The organism is Desulfurispirillum indicum S5 (assembly GCF_000177635.2).
GTDB classification, from domain to species: domain Bacteria; phylum Chrysiogenota; class Chrysiogenetes; order Chrysiogenales; family Chrysiogenaceae; genus Desulfurispirillum; species Desulfurispirillum indicum.
Genome location: NC_014836.1, coordinates 1439498 through 1465824, shown reverse-complemented (window position 1 = coordinate 1465824; position 26327 = coordinate 1439498). Strand labels below are relative to the sequence as shown.

24 protein-coding genes and 2 tRNA genes are annotated in these 26327 nt (G+C 53.0%); 9 read left to right on the top strand and 17 right to left on the bottom strand.

Going from position 1 to position 26327, the window contains the following annotated elements:
* Positions 1 to 46 precede the first annotated feature (46 nt).
* Positions 47 to 1216, bottom strand: coding sequence for a YbfB/YjiJ family MFS transporter (locus SELIN_RS06895; protein WP_013505945.1), 1170 nt, complete (start codon positions 1214 to 1216; stop codon positions 47 to 49).
* A gap of 108 nt (positions 1217 to 1324) precedes the next feature.
* Between SELIN_RS06895 and SELIN_RS06890 the strand changes: the two genes are divergently transcribed.
* On the top strand, positions 1325 to 2203 hold the full coding sequence (locus SELIN_RS06890; RefSeq protein ID WP_013505944.1) for a LysR family transcriptional regulator: 879 nt from the start codon (positions 1325 to 1327) through the stop codon (positions 2201 to 2203).
* 31 nt (positions 2204 to 2234) lie between these two features.
* On the opposite strand, the gene SELIN_RS06885 is transcribed toward SELIN_RS06890, so the two are convergent.
* The 3 genes from SELIN_RS06885 to SELIN_RS06875 all read right to left on the bottom strand — a co-directional run bounded on the left by SELIN_RS06885 (position 2235) and on the right by SELIN_RS06875 (position 5636).
* Positions 2235 to 2879, bottom strand: a complete 645-nt coding sequence (locus SELIN_RS06885) for a DUF1847 domain-containing protein (protein WP_013505943.1) — start codon at positions 2877 to 2879, stop codon at positions 2235 to 2237.
* Between the two features lie 32 nt (positions 2880 to 2911).
* Positions 2912 to 3328: a ferritin-like domain-containing protein gene (locus tag SELIN_RS13900; protein ID WP_013505942.1), complete on the bottom strand. Its 417-nt coding sequence runs from the start codon at positions 3326 to 3328 to the stop codon at positions 2912 to 2914.
* A 76-nt stretch (positions 3329 to 3404) separates the two neighbouring features.
* A complete protein-coding gene (locus SELIN_RS06875; protein ID WP_013505941.1) occupies positions 3405 to 5636 on the bottom strand; it encodes a CHASE2 domain-containing protein in 2232 nt (743 codons plus the stop codon).
* A gap of 91 nt (positions 5637 to 5727) precedes the next feature.
* On the opposite strand from SELIN_RS06875, the gene SELIN_RS06870 reads away from it, so the two are divergent.
* Positions 5728 to 5805 (top strand) — tRNA-Arg (locus SELIN_RS06870).
* Between the two features lie 224 nt (positions 5806 to 6029).
* Here SELIN_RS06870 and ubiE read toward each other — a convergent pair.
* Genes ubiE through SELIN_RS06850 form a run of 4 tightly spaced genes read right to left on the bottom strand, consistent with a single transcriptional unit; the run spans position 6030 to position 10032 of the window.
* Positions 6030 to 6779, bottom strand: coding sequence for a bifunctional demethylmenaquinone methyltransferase/2-methoxy-6-polyprenyl-1,4-benzoquinol methylase UbiE (ubiE, locus tag SELIN_RS06865; RefSeq protein ID WP_198007136.1), 750 nt, complete (start codon positions 6777 to 6779; stop codon positions 6030 to 6032).
* Between the two features lie 42 nt (positions 6780 to 6821).
* Positions 6822 to 7697, bottom strand: a complete 876-nt coding sequence (locus SELIN_RS06860; RefSeq protein WP_013505939.1) for a 4-(cytidine 5'-diphospho)-2-C-methyl-D-erythritol kinase — start codon at positions 7695 to 7697, stop codon at positions 6822 to 6824.
* Complete coding sequence (locus SELIN_RS06855; RefSeq protein ID WP_013505938.1) at positions 7660 to 8262, bottom strand: hypothetical protein; 603 nt, start codon at positions 8260 to 8262, stop codon at positions 7660 to 7662. Before SELIN_RS06855 ends, SELIN_RS06860 begins: the two co-directional genes overlap by 38 nt.
* A gap of 6 nt (positions 8263 to 8268) precedes the next feature.
* On the bottom strand, positions 8269 to 10032 hold the full coding sequence (locus SELIN_RS06850) for a tetratricopeptide repeat protein (protein WP_013505937.1): 1764 nt from the start codon (positions 10030 to 10032) through the stop codon (positions 8269 to 8271).
* An 82-nt stretch (positions 10033 to 10114) separates the two neighbouring features.
* Between SELIN_RS06850 and SELIN_RS06845 the strand changes: the two genes are divergently transcribed.
* From SELIN_RS06845 to SELIN_RS06820, 6 genes are all read left to right on the top strand, one after another.
* Positions 10115 to 11161, top strand: a complete 1047-nt coding sequence (locus tag SELIN_RS06845; RefSeq protein WP_013505936.1) for a poly-beta-1,6-N-acetyl-D-glucosamine N-deacetylase PgaB — start codon at positions 10115 to 10117, stop codon at positions 11159 to 11161.
* The gene (locus SELIN_RS06840; RefSeq protein ID WP_013505935.1) at positions 11161 to 12702 is read left to right on the top strand and encodes an NAD(P)/FAD-dependent oxidoreductase; all 1542 of its coding nucleotides are present in this window, start codon (positions 11161 to 11163) and stop codon (positions 12700 to 12702) included. Before SELIN_RS06845 ends, SELIN_RS06840 begins: the two co-directional genes overlap by 1 nt.
* 91 nt (positions 12703 to 12793) lie before the next feature.
* Entirely contained in the window at positions 12794 to 13075 is a 282-nt protein-coding gene (locus tag SELIN_RS06835; RefSeq protein WP_013505934.1) for a phasin family protein, read from the top strand.
* A 205-nt stretch (positions 13076 to 13280) separates the two neighbouring features.
* Entirely contained in the window at positions 13281 to 14849 is a 1569-nt protein-coding gene (locus SELIN_RS06830; RefSeq protein WP_013505933.1) for an ABC1 kinase family protein, read from the top strand.
* A gap of 136 nt (positions 14850 to 14985) precedes the next feature.
* Positions 14986 to 15870: a tyrosine-type recombinase/integrase gene (locus SELIN_RS06825; protein WP_041725969.1), complete on the top strand. Its 885-nt coding sequence runs from the start codon at positions 14986 to 14988 to the stop codon at positions 15868 to 15870.
* Positions 15871 to 15924: 54 nt separating this feature from the next.
* Positions 15925 to 16011, top strand: a tRNA-Leu gene (locus tag SELIN_RS06820).
* Positions 16012 to 16220: 209 nt separating this feature from the next.
* Here the strand turns inward: SELIN_RS06820 and SELIN_RS06815 are convergent.
* The 4 genes from SELIN_RS06815 to SELIN_RS06800 form a co-directional block, all read right to left on the bottom strand.
* Positions 16221 to 16655 (bottom strand): amino acid-binding protein, encoded by a 435-nt coding sequence (locus SELIN_RS06815; RefSeq protein WP_013505931.1) that lies wholly within the window; start codon positions 16653 to 16655, stop codon positions 16221 to 16223.
* A gap of 1 nt (position 16656) precedes the next feature.
* Positions 16657 to 17961, bottom strand: a complete 1305-nt coding sequence (locus tag SELIN_RS06810) for a phenylacetate--CoA ligase family protein (protein WP_013505930.1) — start codon at positions 17959 to 17961, stop codon at positions 16657 to 16659.
* An 80-nt stretch (positions 17962 to 18041) separates the two neighbouring features.
* Complete coding sequence (locus SELIN_RS06805) at positions 18042 to 18317, bottom strand: HU family DNA-binding protein (RefSeq protein WP_013505929.1); 276 nt, start codon at positions 18315 to 18317, stop codon at positions 18042 to 18044.
* 80 nt (positions 18318 to 18397) lie between these two features.
* Complete coding sequence (locus SELIN_RS06800) at positions 18398 to 19726, bottom strand: glucose-6-phosphate isomerase (RefSeq protein WP_013505928.1); 1329 nt, start codon at positions 19724 to 19726, stop codon at positions 18398 to 18400.
* 82 nt (positions 19727 to 19808) lie between these two features.
* Between SELIN_RS06800 and SELIN_RS06795 the strand changes: the two genes are divergently transcribed.
* Positions 19809 to 20777, top strand: a complete 969-nt coding sequence (locus SELIN_RS06795) for an NAD(P)-dependent oxidoreductase (protein WP_013505927.1) — start codon at positions 19809 to 19811, stop codon at positions 20775 to 20777.
* On the opposite strand, the gene SELIN_RS06790 is transcribed toward SELIN_RS06795, so the two are convergent.
* From SELIN_RS06790 to SELIN_RS06770, 5 genes are all read right to left on the bottom strand, one after another.
* Positions 20766 to 21767 (bottom strand): D-alanyl-D-alanine carboxypeptidase family protein, encoded by a 1002-nt coding sequence (locus SELIN_RS06790; RefSeq protein ID WP_041725968.1) that lies wholly within the window; start codon positions 21765 to 21767, stop codon positions 20766 to 20768. The genes SELIN_RS06795 and SELIN_RS06790 overlap by 12 nt on opposite strands.
* On the bottom strand, positions 21757 to 22932 hold the full coding sequence (locus SELIN_RS13895; RefSeq protein ID WP_198007135.1) for a divergent polysaccharide deacetylase family protein: 1176 nt from the start codon (positions 22930 to 22932) through the stop codon (positions 21757 to 21759). The genes SELIN_RS06790 and SELIN_RS13895 overlap by 11 nt, the downstream gene beginning before the upstream one ends.
* Positions 22933 to 23139: 207 nt before the next feature.
* Entirely contained in the window at positions 23140 to 24399 is a 1260-nt protein-coding gene (locus SELIN_RS06780) for a S41 family peptidase (RefSeq protein ID WP_013505924.1), read from the bottom strand.
* Positions 24396 to 25496, bottom strand: a complete 1101-nt coding sequence (locus SELIN_RS06775) for a murein hydrolase activator EnvC family protein (protein ID WP_013505923.1) — start codon at positions 25494 to 25496, stop codon at positions 24396 to 24398. The genes SELIN_RS06780 and SELIN_RS06775 overlap by 4 nt, the downstream gene beginning before the upstream one ends.
* On the bottom strand, positions 25497 to 26315 hold the full coding sequence (locus tag SELIN_RS06770) for a cell division protein FtsX (protein WP_198007134.1): 819 nt from the start codon (positions 26313 to 26315) through the stop codon (positions 25497 to 25499).
* Positions 26316 to 26327: the final 12 nt, after the last annotated feature.

The window sequence follows — 26327 nt, the reverse complement described above, 5'->3', positions numbered from 1 at the left end:
CAAAAAAGAGTGAATAGCTGAATCAGCTACTGGAAAAGTCAGGTGTTCAGGCACGATTTCTGTCGGGCCACAGAAGGATGGTACCTGCTGCAACAACCAGGGCAGCCATGATCAGTGGGCCATCGAAGTTCCCTCTGCTGGCCGCCATAAATCCGGCAATCACAGGGGCGATAATCTGTCCTAGGCTGAACAGGCCCGTCAGCCAGCCCACCACCTGTCCACCGCTGGCCAGGGTGCGCCCATAGATCAGTGACATGCCCACGATCCCCATGAAGGTGCCGCCAAAACAGAGTGCGCCGACATACGCTGCCCAGGCATGGCTGAAAAATACGGGCAGAATTATACCCACAGCCTGAACGCCGTGTGCGACGATCAGTGTTTTAACAAACCCAAAACGGGCACCAAAGCGTGGCCAGAACAGGGTGGACACGGCGGCAGCGGTTCCCACCAGTACCCATGCCGACTGGCTGACAAAGGCTGATCCTGTCTTTTGCTGAAGGATAGCTACCAGAAATGTAGCCGAAATGATATAGCCAAACCCTTCACAGAAATAGGCGGCCCAGAGGCGCATCATGGGAGCGCCGCCAGCGGTGAGCCTGTAAGAACGGCTCAGGGTTTTGGTGACAGGAACGGCAGAAAGAGCCTGGGGCTGCACAAACACCCATGCCAGCAGCAGCGGCACGAGACTGAGGAAGGCTGTACCTATCCACGCGCCCTGCCAGCCAAGAAGCAAATCCAGGGCCGGTACGGCCAGTCCTGTCAGGACGATACCCACTCCGACACCGCCGAATATCTGGCCACCAGCATTGGTGTAGCCCATGGTGTTCAGTCGATCCAACACCAGAACAGAGCCGAGCACAAATACCCCAGCGCTGGCCAGGCCAGTGATGGCCCGCAGGACAAACCAGATTCCATGGGTGTCGCTTACTCCCATCAGGCCTGTCAGGAGCACGCACAACAGCAGGCTGATGCGAAAACAGAGCAGCCGTCTGGCTGGCGACACATAGCCAAAGGCGATAGCTCCAACCAGATAGCCTGCGTAGTTGGCGGAGGCCAGCATGCCGGCAAAGTCCGTGCCGAAGCCAACCGCCTCCTGCATGATGGGCAGTATGGGGGTAAAGGCGAAGCGCCCAACCCCTATGGCCAGGGACAGGCTGGCAATACCGCCAAGAATGACCCATAAAGCACTGTTATAAAATGAAGTTAAGGGGGCCATGCTCTTTCCTCTCTGGTGTCACTCACCGTAAGCTACCCCTTGACTTTCGTTCAGTCAAATGAAATGTTTAGATGAATTCTATCATAAGTAATGATTCACGGAGGGGGTATGGAGCACTATCTGCTGGAAACCTTTATCACGGTAGCAAAGACTGGAAGTGTTACCAGGGCGGCGTCTGAGCTTGGATGCGTGCAGTCCAATGTGACCACACGCATACGCAGGCTGGAAGAGAGCCTGGGGAAGCCACTGTTCTGGCGTAAGAATCGCAGAATGACCATCACGGAAGCCGGTCAAGCCCTTTTGCCCTATGCACTGAAAATCCTCGAGCTTCAGGCTGAAGCTCGGTCGCATATTCAACAGAGCCGTTTTGAGCAGAAGCTTACTATCGGTTCAACAGAATCCTGTGCCGCCTTGCACCTTTCATCAATTCTTTTGGCCTTTCACCAGCAGCATCCCCAGGTTCGACTGGAACTGGTCACCGGCACAACAGCAGAAATGCAGCAACAGACAGCAGGGCAGAAACTCGACTGCGCTTTTGTCAATGCCAGAGGATCCGATGCAAAGGCTTTGCATACCGAGATATTCCTGATGGAGCCCATGTGTATCGTGGGGAAGCAGAAGGAAGCGGACACAAAGGGAGGCATCACAGTGCTTGCTTTCCGCCGAGGCTGCTCATATCGGGAGTTTCTTGAGCAGCACCTCCTCCAGAACCAGGTGACTGTAGGTAAAATCCTGGAATTTGGGTCCCTGGAGACTCTCTTGGCGTGTGCCGCTGCAGGTATGGGCTACACGCTTCTGCCAAAGGGAATTGTACAGAAGATGGGACAGCAGCCACTCGTGGAACATGGCATTGCGGCTCCCCCGGCACTGGCGACCAGCATCATACACCACTGGACTGGCGACGCACAGCCTCCACAGGTCAGTGACTTTCTCACCCTCTGTCGTCAGTATGCCAGGAGGAAGGCGGAAGCAGGAGTCACATGGTGATCGCCGGCACCTGTTACAGCTTCTGGAAAGCTCAGCTATTGGGTTTTTCAAAGAGCCTTTTAAAGTAGAAATCACTGGTGTACAGGGCTGCAGCCGGGTTATGGGCCAGGACGCGATCCTTGACGACGCCATAGGTTACCGGTGCAGCAGAGTACTTGATGAACAGGGTGTCATGGCCTACACACAGTCCCATGATCACGTTAAGATCCGTTTTTTCCCGTTCCAGCAGCTGCGCCTGCAGTACGGGGTTACACATGGCTTCAAAATTTCCTGGTGTGATTTTATCTTCCTCGGGGACACCAACGTCTGTCTTGTCTTTGGATCCCAGTTTGCACGAGAAGCCGGTCGTTGTAAAACCGCGTATCTGCAGGAACTTTGCCAGCAGGCGAGATTCCCGGACCATCCCGATACAGGTGGCGATGCCTATGTGGTGAGCATCTATACGCTTGGCAAATTCCGCGATCTCCTCAACCCGGGTGAGTTTTCCATAGAAATGGCCTTCCACTTCCGCCGCCGCTTTGAAGGCTTTCTCAACAAATGGATCCAAACGATACGCTGCAAGAGAATTTTCCAGTATCTGCGGATCAAGTTCCGTGGTTGGACAGAATTCAGGATACTGCGAATTCCGCTTGTAGCAGTGAAGTGCGGAACACTCGGTGCAGGTCAGTTGCTGCATATTGCCTCCTTGTGATGATGTTGAGCCGCTGATCAGAGAAGCTCTGATTTTGCCAGCGTAAGAATGCTTCCCAGCACCTCATGGTGTTTCTGCTCCTGAGCGATGGTGATATCTATAATGGAACGCTCTTCGTCGCTGCTCATGAGACTGCGTATCATCTTGTACATCTGGACTGCCGACTCTTCTTCCGCCACGCTGAGCACCAGGGCGGGAAGAATATCATCATGAATCTCGATGGGAATACTGTCCGGCAGCTCGGGGGTTCCCCCCATGCGGAAGATAAACTCCATCAGCATGACTGCATGCTGTTGCTCTTCGTCATAAAATTTCTTGAGGGCAGATTTGATTCGGGGATGATTCTCTCTGGCAGCGTAGTACATATAGGTGTACATGGCCTTGTATTCTGAGTGCAGTTGTTTGTTCAGGTATGACAGAAGCATGTCAGACATGGCATTTCACCTTGGTACGGGATGTGATGGATTCTCCTATACTAACCTCGAAATGAATGGAGTTCAACGCAAATCCCTACTTGGTTGTCATCACCCAGACACCGTTCCACTCCCCATGGGGCGGGTTCTCCTGCAGGTGGCGGCAGCGCTGCGCAAACACCTCTGAGGCACGATCCGCAGCATTGAACTCCCGTGCCCTCTCAAAAGCCTCCATCGCTTCCTGCCATTGCTGAGCACGATAGAGCTGAAGCCCTTCCTCGAAGCTGGTGATCCAGGGAGGTATGCGGTTGAAGTCGCTTCGTTCCCCCAGCGGTTCGAAAATAGCAACTGGCAGATGCTTGCCCTTGACCTGTACCAGGTCGATTTCGCGACATAATAGTGTGTCTTTCACCAATTCAAAGGTGCTCTGACTGATCAGGATACTGACACCATAGCTTTTGGTGAGACCTTCCAGGCGGGAGCCCAGATTGACATTATCACCCATAACCGTGTAGTCAAAACGGCTCTGCGAACCCATATTGCCCACAACCATCTGTCCGGTGTTCACCCCGACGCCAATATGCATTGGCGGATACCCCTGCGACACCCACTGATCCCTCAGAGAGTCGAGCCTGTGGATCATTTCCAGCGCTACTCGGCAACCCCGCAACGCATGGTCATCCTGGGGCAGAGGAGCACCGAAAAAGGCCATTATGGCGTCACCCAGGTACTTGTCCAGAGTACCACCCCTCTGCATGACAATATCGGTCATGGCGGTAAGATATTCGTTGATGAAAGTCACGAGTTCAGCAGGGCTCATGCCCTCGGAGATGGTTGTAAAGCTGCGGATATCACTGAATAACACCGTCAGCTCACGTTGCTCTCCTCCCAGCTGCAGTCGATCGGGATCCTTGAGCAGTTCGCTGATGAAAGCCGGGCTGAGATAGTGCTGAAACGCTCCATGAATCTGTTCGCGGCTCTTCTCTTCACTCCAGAATTTCAGGAGCGTCAGCAGACTGAAGTTTGCCGCCAGGGTCAGCATGGGCATCATGGGGGAGACATAGATTCCCTGGTGCGTGAAAAGGTATGTGGAGCCAAACCAGGCTGCCGCCAGACACAACAGTAGTGGTATAAGGAGCCAGTAGCTGCGCGTCCAGGTAATGGCCACGGTCGAGACAACTCCCAGGGCCAGCACGAGAAGCAGCTCAAGGCCTGGCACCCAGTCAGGGCGCGCCAGAAAGTCGCCCTGAAGGATGGTGTCAGCAACGGTTGCGTGGGCTTCTACTCCCGGGTAGACGGTATCAAAGGGTGTGCTGCGCAGATCCTTCAGGCCTGCGGCCGAAGTGCCGATCAGAACCATGCGCCCGTCAAAGGCGCCCTGGGGAACGCTGCCATCAAGAACGTCGGCAGCGGAGTAATAGGTGAAGGTCTTCCCCGGCCCGCGATAGTGCAGCAGCATCTGGCCACGGTGATCAAGCGGTATTTCTGTGCCTTCGAAGACAAGAGATTCCACGCCTCCCGCCGTCAGCTTCAGCAGCACCTGTCGGGTGCCCAGGGCCTGGGCCAGGGTGGAAAGTCCAAGGCTTGGATAGATCTCGCCATCGTGATAGATGACCAGTGGCGTCCGGCGAATGATGCCGTCGGCGTCCGGGGCGACATTGTAATAACCGGAAGAAGTGGCTGCGTTGCTTATGATATCGATATTACAGAGCACATAGGGGGCATTCAGCAGAATTTCTGCGGGTTCTGCGGCACCGCTTTCCCGGAGGGTCACCACCTGAAAAGGGTGCGGTTTGCAGGGAGTATGCTCTTCCATGACCGTTTCGCCGGAAAAATCAAAGAAGTAGCCCAGGGTATAGGGGCCCTGCTCAAGTATGGAGGCCAGTACGGCGTCATTGTCCTCAAGGGCTGGCGGAAGCCCTTCAAAGTGAATACTGACCCCCAGCTCGCGTTGCAACTGCTGCTGCAGTATGCGGGGCGAAGTGCGATCTTCTTCCGCAAAGAGAATATCAAGCCCCACGGCCAGTGCGCCACCACGGCGCAGCTGTTCGAGCAACAGGGCTACCCGATAGCGGGGCCATGGCCATTGTCCGTAGCTGGCCAGACTCTTTTCGTCAAGGTCCACGATAATCACGGCATCCGACAACTCAGTGGCGTGGTTCGCTTTCAGAATGGTATCGTATACTTTGTGGTCCATGATGCGCAGAAAGGGGGGCATGTAGATATACAGCGCTGCCATCACCAGGCTGAAGAGGACCCCCGCCAGAAAAGTGCTGGCATTGCGCCGCGACAGTATGTTGAGAACATGCTTTAATGAGAGTTGTCCCATGGTATTTCCCCTCCCTCATAGCAGCGCTTCACGGCGGCGTGCCGGGTTTTTGCTTGCAATTTCACCGCGAATTCACTAGATTTTTTCGCCTGGCCCTATAGCTCAGGTGGATAGAGCACCGGTTTCCTAAACCGGGTTAGCCCAGGTTCGAGTCCTGGTAGGGCCACCATATACTCATATATCGCACTGCGTGACACTTAACCAGATGTCAGCCAACGCAGCAGATGGGGCTCTTTGAGCAGCCAGCTGCCGGATATCCTGAGCAGACAAGCCGGAGAAACGCGCGTTCAGGTGCCCTTGAAAAATCTGCCTTCACAGCCGGGTATCCTTAAATTCTCCTCCTCCGGATAGAAGAAAACCCTGGACCATAAGCGGTTCCAGGGTTTTTTGCGTTTATTCCTGCGCCTCGGGAACGGTACCTATATGGATACAGGCGACCCCAAAGGTAAGATTGCGACAGTAGACATCGCGCAGCCCTGAGAGGCTCATGAGCTGGCAGAATTCATCCCGTGAAGGGAAGCGACTGACAGACTCCGGCAGGTAGGTGTAGGCATCGCGCTGTCCGGAGATTAAGCCGCCGATAAAGGGCAGCAGTCGGAAGAAGTAGTAGTGGTAGAGTGTGCGCAACAGGGGAATATCGGGAGTGGTGAATTCCAGGATAACCACTGTGCCGCCGGGGCGTACCACCCTGGCCATTTCGCGCAGTGCCTTGGCGCGATCCGGGATGTTGCGGATGCCGAAGGCAATGATACACGAGTCGAAAATATCCTCGTCAAAGGGTAAATCCTGCGCGTCCGCAATTTGCAGGTCTATACGGTGGGAGTACTTGGAGGCACTGACCTTGCTTTTGCCGATTGCGAGCATGTTCTCGCTGAAGTCGACACCGGTGATTTTGACGGTCTCCTTGGTCTGGCGGGCGATTTCCAGGGCGACATCGGCAGTGCCCGTGGCAATATCAAGGATCCGTGACCTGTCACCCCATTTAAGATATGAAACGGCTTTGCGTCGCCATGCGACGTCGCGCCTGCCACTGAGCAGACGGTTCAGGAAGTCGTATTTCGGCGCAATTTCCTGGAACATCTCCTGGACTTTATCCTGATCCGGGAGCTGCTGGTTTGCGTCCTGGTTTTCTTTGTTTTTCATGCTCAACCTTTCCATTCTCTCCTCTGCGTACTGAGGCTGGTATCAAACGTATCCTGTACTCTCTGACAGGTTCGGCAGCGTTTTTACAGGGAATATACGGTATTTGGGATATTTCTGCTGCAAGAAAGTGCATGCTGACTGCAGACAGTCCTGATCCGGGAAGATGCCAAAGACTGTGGAACCGCTGCCGCTCAGACATGCCGCACCCGCGCCACAGGAGATCAGATCTGATTTTATGGTATCCATTTCAGGGAACAGCGGGCGTGCCCCTTTCTCAAGGTCGTTGTGGCAGACTCTGATGATATCGTCATATTTCCAGACTTGTCCGGGAGCAATGCTGGATCCTCCTGATGCAGGAGGATCGCCCCTGTAATCCAGGTTGCGGTATACCTGGGGGGTAGAGAGCCCTCGGTCTGGACTTATCAGTAAAATATGCAGGGGCGCAACGATGACATCGTCGAGAACTTCCCCGATTCCACGTGCCAGCGCCGGAGTGCAGCGCAGAAAAAAAGGAACATCGGCTCCGAGCGTGAGCGCTATGGCACTGAGCTCTGCATAGCCGATATCAAGGCGATAAAGCTGAGAGAGCGCTGTCAGAGTCACTGCTGCATTGGAGCTGCCCCCCCCAAGTCCGCCGCCCATGGGAATGTGTTTCTGGTGCACCACGTCAACGCCCCCTACAGGGTAGCGTTGACGCAACTCACTCCAGGCACGATAGATAAGGTTTTCCTTGTTCGTAAGCGATCCCGGCCCGCAATAGCTGAACTCATGGGAAGGGGCAAACTTCAGCGTATCGCTGAGGGAGACGGGCACCATCAGACTTTCCAGCAGGTGATAACCATCGGCTCGTTTACCGGTGATGTGCAGGGTCAGGTTGATTTTAGCGTAGCTTTTGGCGTGATAAGGGTAATGCTTCATAGTGATCCGGTATAGTGTATTCGTGTGGCGGTACGCTTACGCACTGCCTGCTGAGAATGCGCAGATTCATATCAGCGAGCATGGCGTGCCGACAGGTGTAGATCTCACTTTCCGGTAAGTGCTCAGTTTGACACTGGTATGAATCGAGGCTGAACTGTCTTTGGCGGCTGAAGTCTCCTGCCAGCAGGTATATGAAATCCTCGCCACCAAAACAGATGTCCTGCTGGAAGCAGAGTTCATCATAACTGGCGACCGAATAGCTGCGCTGGGGATGATTGAACAAAGAAACGTGATTCCCTGTGAGAACCAGTGTGGCATAACGCTGGGCAAAAGCGCCGGTAAAATGCACTGTTGCCACGGTATCAGGACGTGTCACGACAAAGTCCATCCGCAGGGATGTGTTGTCTTCAATGCGCAGTCGCGCCGCCCCTTCAATATACTCACAATCAACAGCTGGATGCAGAACCGCAGGAATTTTCACTGCACAGCTGCTGAGCAAGAGCACTGAAAACATCAGGCAGGTGACTGCGAAGGTGGAGAGCACGCGGAGCATCAGGGGTACCACGCCATCTCAACGCTGAGCGTCGACAGAATGCCGAATGGCCTGCATTTTATTGAATACTCTGGGTTCATCGCGAAAGGCATAGGAACGTGCGTAATACGCGAAGGCACGGTATTGGTCTCCGAGGCGTTGGAGTATATCGCCGGTGTGCTCAAAGATAATGGCATCGTCGGGCTCAGGATCTCGCTCCTGCAGCAGCATGATGGATCGCTCTATGTAGATGCGGGCATTGGTGTAGTCGCGGGTTCGGTAGTAATACCAGGCCAGGCTGTCAATGTAGTAAGGGTTATTGCTCTCCTGCTCCACCGCGCGCCGGATGTAGTTGCCACCGACGGTGATCTGCATATGATGATCGACCATGATATAGCCAAGGAAGTTCAGGAGTTCTGCAGGCGCATCTTTCTTCTTCGCATAGGGTTCAGCTATGCTGATGGCCTGCTGAAGGTTGCCTGAGTCATAATGCGCCCAGGCAAGCTGAAGTGCTGAGACGGAATCCGGATACTGTTCGTAGAGATCTGCAGCGTAGGTCAGCTGGAGCTCGGTATTGTCGATCATATCGGCGATGGTAATCCCCATGGCAAGGGCTTCACGGGGGCTTTCCGCAAGGCTTTGCAAAAGTTCCAGCAGCATTTTGGGGCCTTGTGATCGCCCAAAGCGTTTGTCGATATCCAGAAAAGGGCGCATGGATTGCACCAGTATACCCTGTGACTGGCTATCATTAAGCAGATGCAGGATCTGCGCCCTGTCTTCAGGGGTGGAGGTGTCAAGATACTGAAAGAGCAAACGGGTGAAAGCGTGCCCTGATCCCGCTGGAAGGCTGATGTTACCATTGCACTCGTCCGGTACCGCATTTGTCTGCATGGCATAGAGGCCGAGAGTGCAGTAGTCCACTGTCCATATCCAGCTGGGATTGTCCTGCAGCATGCGCTTTGCGAGCTTTATGGAAAGATCGTAGTGACCATATTCATGAAGCGTTTCCATGATGCGCATGGAATAGCCGGTGGCTATTTGTGTGTCCATGGGAAGCGAGCTGCGGTAAATCTCCTCGTAGATATCCAGGGCCTGATCAAGATAGCCTTGTTCCAGTCGCAGCTTTCCGAGCATGAAACGGTAGGAGAGAGTATCCCCTCCGCGAATTTCCATGGCAGTTCTGATACTGCGGGCGGCATCGTCATAGCGCTGTTGTCGATAAAAGGCAACGCCAAGTGAGTAGTGGGCCACATAATTATCGGTGTGTTCCAGGGTGAGCTGGTGCAGAACCTGCACCATGGACTCATAGTCGCCGATTTTCTCCAGGACATCTGCGAGAAAGAGAAAGTCTTCTCCACTGGTCTGCCCAAGATCAATGGCACGGGTGATAGCGTCGCGGGCCCGCAGGAAATCGTACTCCTGGTAGTAGTAGAGACTGAGGAGCTTATAGAGGTTGGGGTCATAGGGATTCAGCGCCACAGCCTGCTCCAGGACAGATATGGCTCGTTCCTGATCGTGCTGCAGAGAGTAGATAGCTGAAAGCTCCATCAGAAGCTCTGCGCTGGGTGACGGCGAAGCTCCGATACTCATCTGGAAGTGTTCCAGGGCTTTCTGGTCATCGCCGTGGAGGCGATACATGGTATAGAGAAGGTAGTGGTATGTGCTTTCCGCTTCTGAAGGGACGTAAAAGTCCACCAGAGGGTGATCATCAAGGGGGAACATTCCCACACTGGTCTTCTTTTCGGCGCAGCCAGCCAGCAGGAGGCTTATGAGAATCAGTATGCATGTGCGCAGGCACTTCATGGGTATTCCACCTTTACAGAGAACAAAAACATTCGTACAGTATACAATAAACATTGAAAACTCAAAGGAAATTTCCCATCGTATGGTTGCGTTCCTGCAAAGACTCTTCCTTTATCCATGCCTGTTGACCGCACTTCTTTTGCTGCCGGCACAGGCACAGGAGGTCAGGGCTCTGCATGGCAGAGTTGCCCAGATATCCTATGTGCAGATGGGAGAACACGCCGATCTGGATCGGCTTTTCATACGACTGAAAGCCCAGGGGTACAGTGCGGTCATTCTGCGGTTGTTCCATAATGAAGGTGACCGTTACCTGAGCCTTGGGAACCGTTCCCCTGACAGACCTCCCAGTGGAGTGTACTTTCCAACCACGCACGCACCGGTTATAGAGGACGTCCTGACACCAGCCCTGGCCCTGGCAAACAGACACGGCCTGCAGCTCTACGGATGGCTTGGTACCAGGCGTGCGGACTGGCTGGCGCCCGATCACCCCCTGAAAGACCCACGCACCAATCGGATATCCCTGTTCCATCAGCAGAGTCTCCCATATCTGCGTGCCCTCTACGCCGATCTGGCACGCAGTGGCGTACACGGCATTCTCATTCAGGATGACCTTATCTATCGCACAGAGGATGAGTTACCCACCGGTATCATCGTTCGAAATCCCTCGGGCTATACCCGTGAATACCACGAGGTGGCACAGCAGCGTGCACGGGTGATTGCTGGAACCCTTGCGGGGATCATTGAAGAGGTGCATCACCACCATAACGACTGCAGGATACTCCTGAATATCTACTATGAACATGGAACCAATCCCGACCATGCACTTCTGTGGCTCGCTCAGGATCTGCAGCTTCTCGCGCAGCTGCCGGTTTACCGTTTTTCCATAATGAGCTATCACCGTCAGATCGGAGATGAGCTGGGCCTCAGTCGCGAAGGCTCAATTTACCAGGCCGCGCTGATTGTCGAGAACATTGCCCGGATTGTAGGCCATCACCGGATTCTGCCGAAGATTCAGACCGAAGACTTCCGCACCGGTGAAGCTATCTCCCCTGCTGAGGTACACGCCCTGGAGCGCCTTTTGCCACCCGGCATTCCCGTAGCCTATATGCCTGTGCGCAGGGATCCCTGATGAGTTCCCGTCAGGCCCAGCTGCGCCTTCCCTATGGTGAGAATCTGCAAATCCACCTTCAGCGGCATCTTGGACTCTCAAGTCACGAGGAGATCAGCGATATACGCATCATCAGACGCAGTATAGATGCCCGGCAGAAGCGACAGGTTATCTATGAACTCCTGCAGGTCGAGTATGCGCTCACCGGGGAGAAACTGCCGGAATACTCCCTGGAGAATACATCCACCATGGGCACCCTGCGCCGCTTCCCAAAGGTGCAAAACCGACAGGTCACCGTCGTAGGCAGTGGTCCTGCGGGGTTGTTCTGTGCCTACGCATTGGCGGTTGCCGGGGTGCGCGTTCGGCTGATTGAGCAGGGCCGCCAGGTAGACGAACGCAAACGCGACGTCTATGAGTTCTGGAGAAACGCAAACCTGGATCCCATGTCCAATGTACAGTTTGGGGAGGGTGGAGCTGGCACCTTCAGCGACGGGAAACTCACCACGCGCATAAAAAGTCCCCATCGTGATTTTGTGCTGCACCTGCTGGTGAGTCTGGGAGCCAGTCGAGCCATACTCTGGGACGCGAAACCCCATGTGGGTACCGATCAGTTGCAGCAGGTGCTGCGTCGCTTCCGTGAGCAACTTGAAATGCACAGCGTCTCACTGCATTTCGGCGAGAAAGTGGTTGACCTTCGTCCCCATGGTTCCGGGGTTGACGCGCTGACCACTGGGCAAAGTTATTATGGTGACGCGCTGGTACTGGCTGTGGGCAACAGCGCCCGCGATACCTTCGAGCGTCTCAGCCGCAAACTGCAGCTGCAATCAAAACCCCTGGCGGTGGGAGTACGCATAGAGCATCCCCGTGACCTGGTGGATCGCAGTCAGTATGGCCACTGGCACCTGAACATGCCGGCGGCAGAGTACCATTTCAGCGCACAGTGTGCGGAACGCGGAGTCTACACCTTCTGCATGTGTCCAGGGGGGCTGGTGGTGAATGCCAGCTCTGAGGTGGATCATATCGCTGTCAACGGCATGAGTTACCAGAGTCGCAACGCGAAATACTCCAACAGCGCCCTGGTGGTCACCGTCGATCAGCGTGATTTCGGCAGCACTGATCCCCTGGCAGGCCTGGCCTATCAACGCTCCATCGAATCCGCCTGTTACCGTTACAGCCAGAGCTACCGCCCGCCAGCCATGACCGCGACCGACTTCCTGTGGGGTACGCCACAGGGGCAATTGCCTGGCTCAAGCAGCTCACCTGCACCCGTTGAGGCGAATCTCCACCACCTGCTGCCACAACCAGTGACCATGGCACTGGGACACGGCTTGCGGGAATTTGAGCGCAAGATGCCCGGTTTTATTGAACACGGGCTGCTGATTGCTCCGGAAACCAGAACGTCCAGCCCAGTGCGCATCCCCCGTGAACGTGAAACCCTGTCCAGCAGTGTCTGGCCTCAGGTATACCCCTGTGGCGAAGGTGCCGGCTATGCTGGTGGCATCGTCAGCGCCGCCGTCGATGGGGTCAACACGGCCCTGGCAATCCTGCGCCGCTGGAACTGAGAGCGCAGGCAGAGACCCCATGCACGAATTCCCTTGAAACCGCGATATCTTTTGCTTACCTTAAACGTGACAACACGTATGGAGGTTTGTCATGGAGAACAGGATAAAAGATCTGATCCTCTTTGGTCTCGGAAGCGCCCTGATGACCAGGGAGAAAATTGAATCCCTGGTTGACGAATTCGCGCGGCACGGGAAGATGAGTCGTGAAGAAGCCAGGAGTTTTGTTGATGAGACCATCGCCAAGGGAAAATCCGAAGGCGAGCAACTGGAAACCAGACTTCGGCAGATCATCAAGGATGTGGTGCACGAACTGGACCTGGTTACCAGGGAGGATCTGGAAAAGCTCCGCGATGAACTCACCCGGAAAGAGTAAACTCCCAGGCGTATCCATGTGTGGATACGCTTTTTTTGTAACGGTTTGCTGAAATACCAGAAATCAGGCAGGCAAATGAAGAACGCCAGGCGCCAGAAGCTTGCAGATCGAGGAGTGACGTGGACATACAGTGCGCTGCACCGATCTGCGACAGCGGGCAACACTGCAGAAGGCGTTTTCTCGGCAGCCAGCTGAAGGATTACCTTTGTCGACCCACATAGCCCTTTTTTTCCGGCTGTATAATCCGCTGAGGATTTACGGCGTCTTTCGTTTTCTCCTGACTATTTTCCTGCTTATCAAGCGCAAAGAGCATTTTCTCGGCGTACGTCCGCTGTCACCACCAATGCTCCTGGGTATCATCCAGCAGCTTGGAACCAGTTTTATAAAACTCTCCCAGGTGCTTGCCACCCGTACGGATTTCTTTGATGCTGCGTATATCCATGAATTACGAAAGTTACACGACCAGATACCCCAAATGAGCCCCAAAGACTTTCAGACGGTCTTCAAGAGGGCTTTTGGCAATGGCGCCATCTTTGTTGAGTTTGAGCACGAGGCCATGGCCAGCGCCTCCATCGGGCAGGTGCACCGGGCCACCCTGGCGGTCGATAACCAGCAGGTGGCGGTGAAGCTTCGCCGCAATGCCATAGCCTTTATGGTAACGCAGGATATTCGCATTCTCAGCTTTTTCCACCACCTCTTCCGCCCGCTGTTTTCCGACTACACCCGCAATTCCGTGGAATCCGTGCTTGAGGCCTTCGCCACCATGATCCTGCAGGAAGTCGATATGGCACGGGAACTGGAGAATCTTGAACACTTCCGTGGAGTCTATGCCACGACTCAGGTGCGTTTCCCCGTACCCTACCCGGAGTACTCATGTGCAGACGCTCTGGTTATGAGCTTTGAGGAGGGGTATCGTTTTGATGATCGCGCGCACCTGCAGAAGCTTGACATCTCTTTTCATGACCTCATGGAGAAACTGGTGATGTTCTATACAGAGCAGATGCTCGTCAAAGGCTACTTTCACGCCGACCCTCATCCGGGAAATCTCCTCGTCAACCGTCAAGGTGAACTGATACTGCTGGATTTCGGCATGGTGACGCGCATACCACGACGCATACGAATAGCAACCATTCAACTGGTGAAATCAGCGTACGAGCGCAATTACGAAAACCTCGTTTCAGCGGCCCGCAAGCTGGGTATTATCACGGAAGACGCCCCGGCCGACGAACTGCAGGATCTGGCAGAGCAGATTTTCGATATCTTCGATGATAACTCCCTGAATGCCAGCAGTATGCAGCAACTGGCCACTGACCTGCTTGGCTCCATGAAGCAGATGCCCTTTAAACTCCCCCAGGAAACCATTTACATCATGCGCGCCAGCGCCATCGTCGAAGGGCTGGGAACAACCTATATTGAAAATTTCAATGGCATTAAGGATATCCTGCCCATTCTGAAGCAGAATCTTTCCCGTGCCCTGGAGAAGGAAAACGTTGTGGGAAAGCTGCTGAAAGAGGGTCGGCAGTTTCCCATGACCCTTCTGAAAGTGCAGAAGATCGTCGATCAGATGTACGATGACGAATTCACCGTGCGCCTTAACAGAGAGGATAAACTTCAACTGCTGGATGCGGTGAAATCCTACCTTCGGCAGATGCTTATTTCGGTGATCCTTATTGTCAGTGGCCTTTTCGTGCTGGACTCATCTCTGCGCCACGCCCTCCCGGCAGGTGTACTCCTCATGCTTGCGGGCATTTTGAAGGCGCTGCGCCTGCGCTGAGATATTTCATTTGATTTCATTGCGGAAAATGCACCATTTCACGAAAAATAACCATAATGAAACAATTCACCCGTTCTTATCCAATGAAATAAATAATTTCATTGGATATGCCCGTCGGGTGTGGTATCCTGCCTCCATGAACACCAGGGATATGGAAAAACACTATCAGCGGTATCTGAAATACGAGTGTGGTCTGTCACAACAGACAATAGACCGCTATCTCTTTGAAATGCGCAGGTTTCTTGAATTCCTTCAACAGGAAGAACTCACTGTGGAAACCGCAGGGCCGCGAGAATTGCGCATGTACCTGACCCACAAGGCCATGGGGAAGAGCAAGTCAACCTATGCCAACGTCTTGTGTTATGTGCGGGCGATCTTTAACTGGCTGCAATATGAAGGGTTTCTCGAAGAGAATCCCGCCAGGGATCTCAAGAGCCCCAAAGGAGCCTATAAAAATGAGATGCCGGTTTTCCTCAAAGACGATGAACAGAAGCGCCTGCGGGCCTATCTGAACGGGCTGGAGCGCAACTTTCACAATGACCGCGACACAGCGGTCATGCTGTGTGTTCTGTACACCGGCATGCGGGCCTCCGAAATCTGCCAGTTAACCCGCAGAAACTTCCATCGCCAGGGCAAGGCCTTCCAGATAACCCGAAAGGGCCAGAAGGAGCAAATTCTGCCCATTGCGGACGCTTTAATGGAAATCCTGCAGTTTTACTGGTACGAGCACATGGACTCCATTGACTCTGACTTTTTTTTCTGCCGCACCAACGGCAAACCACTGACACCCTACATTATCTGGCAGCGTACCAGCCTGCATATCAAAGCGGCGGGCATTGACCTTCCTCGCAAGCGCGGGGCACACCTGTTGCGTCACACCTTTGCCACGAATCTGGTGCGCAAGGGTGTAAACCTCATTGAAATACAGCGTCTGCTTGGGCACTCCCACGTGGCGGTGACAGAAATTTATACCCATACGTCGCCGGAAGGCCTGCGCAGCGCCGTCAGTGTTCTCGATTGAGGAGAAAAAAGACTTGACGCCGAACCATTATTTCTGTAATTTGCCGGCTTGTTTGCAGGAGTGGCGGAACTGGTAGACGCGCTATCTTGAGGGGGTAGTGGTCGTAAGGCCGTGGGGGTTCAAGTCCCCCCTTCTGCACCATCTTACAGAATCAGCCCACAGCTTTTGCTGCGGGCTTTTTTTTGTACACTCTTCGCTGAATTCTTTCATTTGATTGTACCGGCAACGTGCAGGCAATGAAAAGCCAACAGGAGTTCCAGGTACGCTGAGAGCTGAAAAATCAGCACTGTGCCGCCTCCCAGCCACTTTGGCAGGTCCAAAGCGGCAAGGAAAACAGCGCGAAGCCTGAGTTACATGCCGTACAGCTCGCTTCCCTTGACAATATCCACTCCTTGGGCTGTCAGACACGCGATGGCGTCATCCAGATTTTCGAAGCGGAAGATAATCACGGCATTATCCTGAAAGTCCCTGTCCACATAGGCATACATGTATTCCACATTGATATTGCAGTTATCGAGAATGGCCAGAATTGCCGCCATACCCCCTGGTTTATCGGGAACCTTAATGGCAACGACATCCGTGATGCCAACGGTGAAGCTCTTCTCTTCAAGGAGTTTACGTGCGGCCTGCACGTCGTTGACAATCAGCCGGAGTATGCCAAAGTCCTGGGTATCAGCCAGGCTCAAGGCTCTGATATTGATATTGCCTTCAGCCAGACAGCGTGTTACTTCGGCCAGCCTGCCAGCCTGATTCTCGATAAATATCGATATCTGTTGCACTTTCATGTCATTTATCCTTTCTGCGATCGATTACCCGTACTGCTTTGCCCTGGGAGCGGGTAATGGTTTTGGGTTCAACCAGGGACACTTTACTGGAGATGCCGTACAGATCCTTGATATCCTTCTGGATACTTTTGCTGAGGTTCTGTAAATGGCGGATCTCATCGCTGAAGAGCTGCTGGTTGACTTCAACCTGAACCTCCAGGGTATCCATATGGTCATGTGTGTCGACAATCAGCTGATAGTGAGGCTCAATGCCCTTGACATTGATGAGCAGAGCTTCAATCTGGGAAGGGAAGACATTGACGCCACGGATAATCAGCATATCATCACTGCGCCCGGATACTTTTTCCATGCGATAGAAGGTGCGCCCACAGCGGCAGGGTTCGCTGATGAGACGTGTAATGTCGCGTGTTCGATAGCGAATGAGGGGAAAGGCCTCCTTGGTGATGGTGGTGAATACCAGCTCGCCCTTTTCACCAAGGGGAAGGGACTCGCCGGTGTCCGGATCTATGATTTCCGGAATGAAGTGATCTTCCATAATATGCATACCATGCTTGGCCTCACGGCACTCAATGGAGACGCCTGGCCCCATGATTTCACTCAGGCCATAGATGTCGATGGCATCAAGATGCAGTTTACTCTCCAGCTCATGACGCATGGCATCGCTCCAGGGCTCCGCGCCAAAAATACCCACTTTGAGTTTGAGAGATTCCATGGGAATTCCTTCCTCCTGAGCAACCTCTGCCAGATGCAGAGCGTAGGATGGCGTAGCCGTCAGCACCGTTGAGCCGAAATCCTGCATGATCATAATCTGTTTTTTGCTGTTGCCACCAGACATGGGGATAACGGATGCCCCAACTTTCTCGGCGCCATAATGAGCGCCAAGTCCTCCGGTAAAAAGGCCGTATCCATAGGCGTTGTGGACAATATCGCCCCGCGTGACACCTGCGGCGGCAAAGCAACGGGCCATGAGCTCCGACCAGGTGTCAATATCACGTCTGGTGTAACCTACAACTGTAGGCTTGCCTGTGGTGCCGCTGGAAGCGTGTATGCGAACCACATGCTCCATGGGGGTGCAGAACATACCATAGGGATAATTGTCACGCAGATCCTGCTTGCCCGTGAAGGGCAACCGGTGCAGGTCATTGAGGCTTTTGATATCAGCGGGCGTTATCCCTGCCTGGTCGAATGCAGCGCGGTAATAGGGTACGTTGGCGTAGACACGGGCGCATGTATTTTGCAGTCGTTTCAGTTGAAGGGCCTCAAGGGCTTCCCGGGGAAGGGTTTCAAATTCCTCATTCCATAACATAGGGCAACGATCCTTTTTGAGCGAAATAAAAAAAGGCAGACACGTAACATGCCTGCCTTTTAAAATAAAGGAAATGAGACTTACTTGTCCACCAGCTCTTTCAGAGCCTTGCCGGGAACAAACTTGGGCGACTTGCGAGCAGGGATGGTGATGGGTGTTTTTGTGCGGGGATTGATGCCCTGGCGCTTTGCACGCTCAGAAACCTGGAAAGTACCAAAACCAACAAGCGTTACTTTCTCTCCGGACTTGAGTGTAGAGCTCACTGAATCGATAAATGCATTCAGAGCCTTCTCCGCCTGAACCTTCGTAATACCAGAAGCCTCAGCCATCTTACCGATCAATTCTTTCTTCGTCATGCCCCCTCCTTATATGGGTCATTGGTACGTTAGGATGTTCTGAAAAAATATTACTTATCGCAAAACCCTTTGTCAACGAATTATACGCAATATTTGCGCAAAGATGCGCATAATTTTTCGTATTGGATTCTTTGTTCATGGTACTCCGGGCGGTCAAGCAGTGCGTAAGTATATTCCTTTCCTTGCTCTACGCCAGGCTGATCTATAGGGTTCACCCCGAGCAGCTCACCTGCGGCAACGGTCGCATACATATATAAATACATAAGATAACCCATGTTCCACTCGTTGAGTTCATCCATCTCAATTCGCAGGCTGCAGCGCTGTTTCTGCAGCAGGGCAATCTGGGTTGCGTGCAGCTGTGCACGCAGGAGTTTTGCCATGGTCTGTCCATTAAAGTAGTCGATTTCACCATCCAGTGAAATATCATTCTGGTGGCGAAGAATTTCGATAAAAGTGATAATCTTGTCGTCGGGGCCTTCCATGTAGAGTTGCACTTGGGAATGCTGGTCAACAGTGCCAAGCGCATCCACAGGAGTCTGGCCAACAGGCTTTCCATCGCGGTTAATTTTCCCGAGACTTTCGGCCCAGAGCTGTCGGAACCACTGCCCAAAGGGGTGCAAACGGTCGGAATAGGGCATGAGCACATTGATGGTGCGTCCCTTCTGATAGTTTGCGATATAAAGTGCCGCCAGCAGCAGACCTTTGTTGGTGCGCAGGGAATCAGAGAGACAGTCGTTTGCAGCAGCATGGGCACCCTGCAACAGACTCTCAAGGTCTATACCCTTGAATCCTGAGCTCAGAAGTCCAACGGTTGAAAGAACTGAGAATCGTCCACCCAGTGGCGAGGGGATGTGAAAAGTAGGGATGCCATCGCGCTGCCGTATTTCCTGCAGGTAGCCTTTTTGCGGATCCGTGGTGAATATAAGATGTTTTTGCAGGGGGAGTCGTTTGCGCTCCAGCACATTGCGAACGGCAATATAGTTGGCAAGGGTCTCAGAGGTGGACCCTGATTTGGTGATAATGTTAAAAACTGTCTCCTGCAGGTTTATCTCCTGGAAAAGACGGTGAATCTTATCGGGCTCGACATTGTCAAGATAATAGATACTCTTGCCATTTCCGCGAAATGCCCTGTCGAGGACGAGGTTTCCGAGGTTTGAACCGCCGATGCCCACAACCACGAAATTTCTCATCCCGCCAAGGTTTTCCTGCAGAAATCGTTTTATTGAAGGGAGCTCATCGTGCGCTATGGAAAGGCCTGCACGAAAGGCATAGGTGCTGTCGGCAAGTCTGGCTTCAAGCTGCCGATGGAGTTGCGTGCGAAAACGCAGGTCAATGGCTTCAAGCACTTCAGAGTTCAGACCGGTAGCAACGTTCTCTTTCATGGTCAGCGTATAATCGATGGTAATCATTACAGCCCCCCTTTTTTAGTATGTTAGAATATCGCCATGATCTCGACAAAAGACAAGTAAAATTCCCGCAAAGGATTCGTATATGCGAAAGCGCGTTGCCCGTCTGACCATCTCACCCCGGCAGTTCCAGCAGCTGGTGCCATTTGAGCAGAAAACCCTGGAAAGTGCCGGATTTGCTTATACATGCGTGCATCATGAAAAGGGAGAAATACCTCACCCTGCGGTACGCGACGCCCATGTCATCATACCCAATACCTCCTATGCAATAAGTGCCGAGGTCCTGGCATACTTCCCCAACCTTGAGGGGATTCTGATACCGAATTCCGGGTATGACCATGTGGATATGGCGGCTGTGGCAGACCGTAGAATTCGCTGGCAGCATCTTCCAGTGCCACGCAGTATTGACGTCAGCGAGTCGACGATCATGATGATGCTGGATCTTCTGAGGAAGTCCAGCTCCATCTATCAATCCATGCAACAAGGGCACTGGGTACGCAACCAGATCAGAGGTACGGGACGTCTCCATGGCAAGGATATCGGCATTATCGGTTACGGCGTTATCGGCCGCAGGGTCAGTGGCATGCTGAAATCTTTCGAGCCGCGCAGCCTGGGATACTATGATCCTTTTGTCGCAGCAGATGAGGTATATGACCATGCTGTGCAGCGCTATAGCGATCTGAAAACCCTGCTCTCTTCATGCTCAGTGGTCAGTCTTCACTGTTCACTGACAACATCTTCACAGAATATGATCGACGACGAGGCACTGTCACACCTTCAACCAGGATCATACCTTCTCAATACTGCGCGGGGAAAAGTGGTCGATGAATCTGCGGTGCAAAGGGCTCTGAATGGGGGGATCCTTGCGGGTTATGCTGCGGATGTCTTCCAGGATGAACCTCTGGGTGCGAACCACTGGATGCGTTCACATCCACAGGTGCTGTGCACTCCCCATATCGCCGGTTACACTTTTGAAATGCTGGAGCAGCTCGTGGAACACGAACGCGCGGCTCTGATCAGCTGGTATCCGGAGATGCGGTCGTCAGATCGTTGAAAAGTGATCAATGAGGCGTTTGGCAGCGCGATCTCGGATCTGCGAGCTGGGCGCATTGAGAATCACCGTGATGAGATTACGGTTATTCTTGTTCGATGTGGTGATCACGCAGAAACCTGCACTGTTGGTATAACCGGTTTTCAGGCCAGTGACATAGTCCAGTCGCACAAGAGGACGATTGCGGTTCACCAGCAGAAAATCCTGTCCTCCGGGACGGCGGAAATAATCCACTTCGGTGCTGGCGATTTCAAAGATTTCCGGGTTTCTCGCCATCAGTTTAAAGGTAAACTGTGCCAGTTCATAGGGAGTAGATATATTATCAGGTCCTCCACGGTTCGGCAGACCATTGACGTTATAGAGCCTGGTGTTTTTCAGCCCCAGAGTCTGTGCCTTGGCCGTCAGTAGCTGGGCGGCATGGTTCGCGTCACCTCCACCAATGACCTCTCCCAGCAGGTAGGCAGCATCATTGGCGGAGTGAATCATCGTGGCCTTGGCAAGTTGCTCTATGGTGGTATTTTCGTGCTCGCGCAGATACACTCGCGAACCCCCGATAAGCGAAGACCTGGTCGAGGCCCGTAATTCTTTGTCAAAAGTGAGGGCCCCCTGCTGAATACGGTCAAGAAGCTCTTCCATCAGAAACACCTTTGTCAGTGAAGCTATTGGCATAACCTCGTGCAGGTTTTTGGCATAGACGATCTCCTGCCGGTTTGCGTCAACGACTATTATGGCTCCAAGCTGCGAGGCCTCGGGAAAGAAAAAAGAACGTTGGTTCAGACGAAATTCCGGCAACGCAAAGGGCATCTGCTGGGTCGCTGCACGCATCTGAATCTGCAGGTGCCCCACGCGCGGTTCTTCCGGACGCATACTGTAATAGGAGATCAGCAGATAGGAGAAGAACAAAAACGGGAAGAGTCCGAGCAGAACCTGGTTCAGTCTCGGCGCTGTGATAATTCGAATAAAGGCGTTTCTGGCCAGAGGATCAGAATTCATCAGGACTTGATTGTGTGTCTTCATTTACGATCTCGCTGATCTGAGCAGGTTTTCGGTGGGATACAATGACTGAAGGCGTCACCAGCTCAACATTCATCTCTTCAAGCCGGCCAGTAAATTCTTCCAGTGCTTCAATGGTGCGAGAGCGCACATGACCGATGCCGATGGCTGAACCGTAGCGCTGCGCATCACGGACCAGGATATCCAGCTGTCGCAGGATGGCCTCCACGTCACTTTCGTTATCTATAAACACATCACGGAACCCGCTTGATACCTGAAATTCTGTGGCAACGGCATAGGCTTGCGAGTCGCTGGTGGTATAACTGTCGATAAAATAAAGGTCCCGCTCCGCTATCATCTCCATGACAATGCGCAGCCGGTCAGGGTCCTGAGTAAACCTGGAGCCCATGTGATTGTTAATCCCTGCGACTCCGGGAAGTGACTCCAAAGCAGCGGTGAAAGTACTGCGGATCTCTTCTTCGTCCATGGTAGTCAGCAACGCTGCCCAACCGGGATTAATAAGGGGATTCTGCGCCTCCATGGGCTGATGAAGCATGTATTCCAGTCCCATGCGGTCAAGAAGCTGCGATATTTCGCGGGAGAAAGGACGTTTCGGAAGTATGGAAAGGGTAACCGCCGGATGGATCTGTACCGCCTGTTTTGCCAGCTGAAAGTTGTCACCGGCATCGTCAAGGATAATGGCTATCCGCGCCGGTTTCTCCCACGGCTCTTCCACCTGAAGGGGTTCAAGAGGTGTTCCTGGACGAGGAGGAACCGGTATTTCATCCATGGGCACCCCTTCAGGCTCTGCCGGATGATAGGCAATTTCCGGTGTGAAGAAGAGCAGCGAATGGGTCGTGATCCCCTGGGGCAGAGAGAGCCGAATCTTGTAGTACGCCTTGTTGTCCCGGGAACCGGCTTCCCGAGAAGAAAGACGCACTTTCCACGGGGCCAGTGCTCTCATTATTTTACGTTCCAGGGCAAGGAGGTCATCATCGCCCATGACGTTGATCTCGCGGTAGTAGTAATTCCACTGCTGATTATCGCGGGAGGCCAGTCGCATCTGTTCATGGGTGATATCACCGGATGAGATGCCGTGCTCGAGAAGAACAGCCTGCAGTGCGTTTTCAACGCCCGTGCTGGTGCGGGTATAATCCAACAGCACCGGCTTCTCCCTGTTTACGTGGGAGTAAGCGCCAATGGCGAAAACGAGCGTCAGGATTGAAGCCAGAATCAAGATCGACCAGAGAAAGGTTGTGTATCGCTGCATAGGTGATTAACCGTCTATCATCCCTTCAGGCGTAGCGGTACGCCAGCTGCGTAGACATCCGAATATCAGATGCCAGGCCGTGCTGGCGCACTCTTTGGCGGATTACTTGTTGTTCAGATCCAGTTTTCCACCGAATACGTGAATGGCGCTGAGGACATCAATGGCCCTGAGGAGCTGCAGGTCATCCAAGGGCATTTCCGATGTGCTGTTGTCCTCAGCAGGGATCCCTTCGAATTCGCCGCGAATATGGCCGGGAATATCTGCCTCACGCATTCCCTCGGTGCCTTCGTCTCGCACAATGCGCCCCTGCTCGACGATAACATCTGGTGTTATGCCGACACCCTGTATGGCTCCGCCAAAAGGGGTGTAGTAACGCGCGGTAGTCAATCGCATGCCACTGCCATCTGAGAGGGGAATAACCGTCTGAACCGAGGCTTTCCCGAAGGTCTGCGTGCCCATGATAATCGCGCGTTTATAGTCCTGCAGTGCACCGCTGACGATTTCCGAAGCGGAGGCACTGCCACCGTTGACGAGCACCACCATGGGATATTCACGTTGTTTATTATCGAAAACCTTGGAATGCAGCTCTGTTCGACTGCTGGTACGACCTTCGGTATAGACGACCAGTTTGTTCGGCGAGATGAACGCACTGGTGACATCAATTGCCTGATTCAATAATCCACCCGGGTTGTTGCGCATATCCAGAACAAGTCCACTCAGAGGCTGGCTTTCAAGGTCCTTCAGAGAGTCGCGCAGCTCACTTGAGGTATTCTCGTTGAAGTTGGTAATGCGTACGTAACCAATATCTCCATAACGCTCATGACGCACACTTTTCACTTTAATGATATCACGGACAATGGTGAAATCCTTGCCCGTGCTCTGGCCTTCACGCCAGATGGTAATGGTGACAGGCGTGTTGGGCTCACCTCGCAGAATGCGCACCGCGTCCATCACACTCATGCCCTCGGTGGCCTGGTTTTCGATTCTGATGATACGATCGCCGCTTTTAATGCCCGCCTTCCATGCCGGAGTATCTTCAATGGGCGCAATGACCGTGAGTACCCGATCACGAATGGCAATCTGTATACCAAGCCCACCAAATTCCCCGCGCGTATCAGTTTTAAACTCCTGATAGGTCTCGGGTTTCATAAAAGATGAATGGGGGTCAAGAGTGGTGAGCATTCCCTGGATAGCACCGTAGATGAGTTCTTTCTGGTCAGGGACTTCCACATAGTTGACATTTATATAGGACAGAGTTTCGCTGAAAAGCTTGAGCTGCTGACGAAGCAGGTCGTTGTTTATGGCAAAAGCAGTAGCTGCCATGGTTGCAAATATGGCTACAACAAAAAGTATCTTCTTCACATTTCCTCCAGAAAAATCCATTCTTGTGGGTCGAGGGGCGTCGATCGGTGTCTGAGTTCAAAATACAGATAGAGGCTTGAACCCAGGAGTTCATTGGCGTAAACGCGATCCCCTTCATTGACGATGACATCAACCAAGCCACCGTACACGGAATAATAATTGTTGCCATGATCAATAATGATCACGTTTTCAAAACGATAAAGGTTCCCTCTATATACAACTTCTCCATCAAAGATACAATAGACGCGGGCATCATTTTTCATATCGATAAGAAGGGAATTGTCGTCCTGGGACACGAAGTACGGGCCATCAGCGGGCAGCGGTATATAGCCTTTGAAGTGCTGGATGTCCTTAACGGTTTCATAGAAATCCGCTTTACGGTTCAAGAGGTTGCGAAAGATTTCCTGCAGATCCTGCTGCTCCTCATGCAGGTGATCCAGAATCCGTTTTTTCTCCTGGGTCAGGGCGAAAGAGCTCTGCACCTTCCGGGTGATGACATCAATCTCTTCCAGGAGCCCATGGGAGCGGCTGGAAAAACGTTGTATCATAGACTGGTGCTCAAGAACCTTCTTATGATTGTCATTGCGAGCCACCTGCAACTGACGCAGATCACGATACAGAGCCTCCAGGAATGTGCCGATTTCCATGAACACTGACTGGAGATAGCGCGTATCGTCATGGGGGATATGTATATCGCGATAAAGCAGCCTCGATGAACGCTCAAGGGAGTTACGGCGTTCGCTCATGGATGCCTCCATCATGGAGATTTCACGATCAAGCTCTTCAAGGAGAGTCTGCCCCTCCCTGAGACGGTTCCGCATATTCTGAAGCTCCATGTCGATGGCTTTTACCTCCGCCAGAAGCCCAAGCCGCAGGCGCTCCTGTTCCTCAGTCTCATCCACGATAGTGGCAATATCCGCCACAAGGGCGCCGATACGGGTGGAAACCCTGGAAATCTGCTGGTTCACTTCCTGGATTGAGTGATCAATCTGGCGTAGGCTCATCAGAGGCTCTGCCATTGCAGGAGCGGTAAGCACAAACAGAATCAGTGTGGCGCAGGAGGCAGTGAGGGATTTCCGCAGCGATGTCCATGGCATTCAGGAGGCTCCACGCAGGGTAAACATACTGACGATGACAGAGAGCAGGGCCACAATAGAAGAGTTCAAGGCAACCTGTTCCATGGTGGGGTAGTGCAGCGCGTAGCTGCCGAGTATAGTGAGAAAGGACGTATCGGATGCCAGAAAATAGACACTGTAAAGTGAGGCGCCAATGGCAATGGCAATACTGCAGACGCCGATGAGAAAGGCCTCAAGGAAGTACGGACCTTTGATGAACATGCTGGATGCGCCCAGGATACGCAGAATCCTGATGTCGTCCATATATTTGTAATAGGAGATGCGTATGGTGTTGGACACCATGACGGCGCAGACAAAGACTACAAAAGCACCGATGATAAGACGAAACCTCTCCGTCAGATCCAGGGCTTCAAGCAGAACGGATATCTCATGGAAACTGTATTCGACAGACAGGACCGAATCACCAGAGGATTTGATGCCGTTGATGATGGAACGGAAGTACTGAATGTTGTGGGAATCCATGCTGACCAGGTAGCTCTGGGGTAGAGGGTTGACCTCCATGGCGCTCAACAGATCGGACTCATCTGGATACCGTTGCGAAAATATTACCAGTGCTTCCTTGTGGTCAATAAACCGAAAGTTGAGATTATAGCGCTTCAGGAATGCCTCTAGATCCCCATCACGATCTCCGTGCATATAGACGACTATCCGACTGCCGTCTATGCGGTAGTCAATATAATTGCGAAGGTTATGAAGAAAAGTCTGGTAGAGAATCAGGCAGGTCAACGCTATGGAGATAGTCAGAATGGCCACCAGCGTCACCAGTGGGGTAGACAGCATGTTAAACCAGGC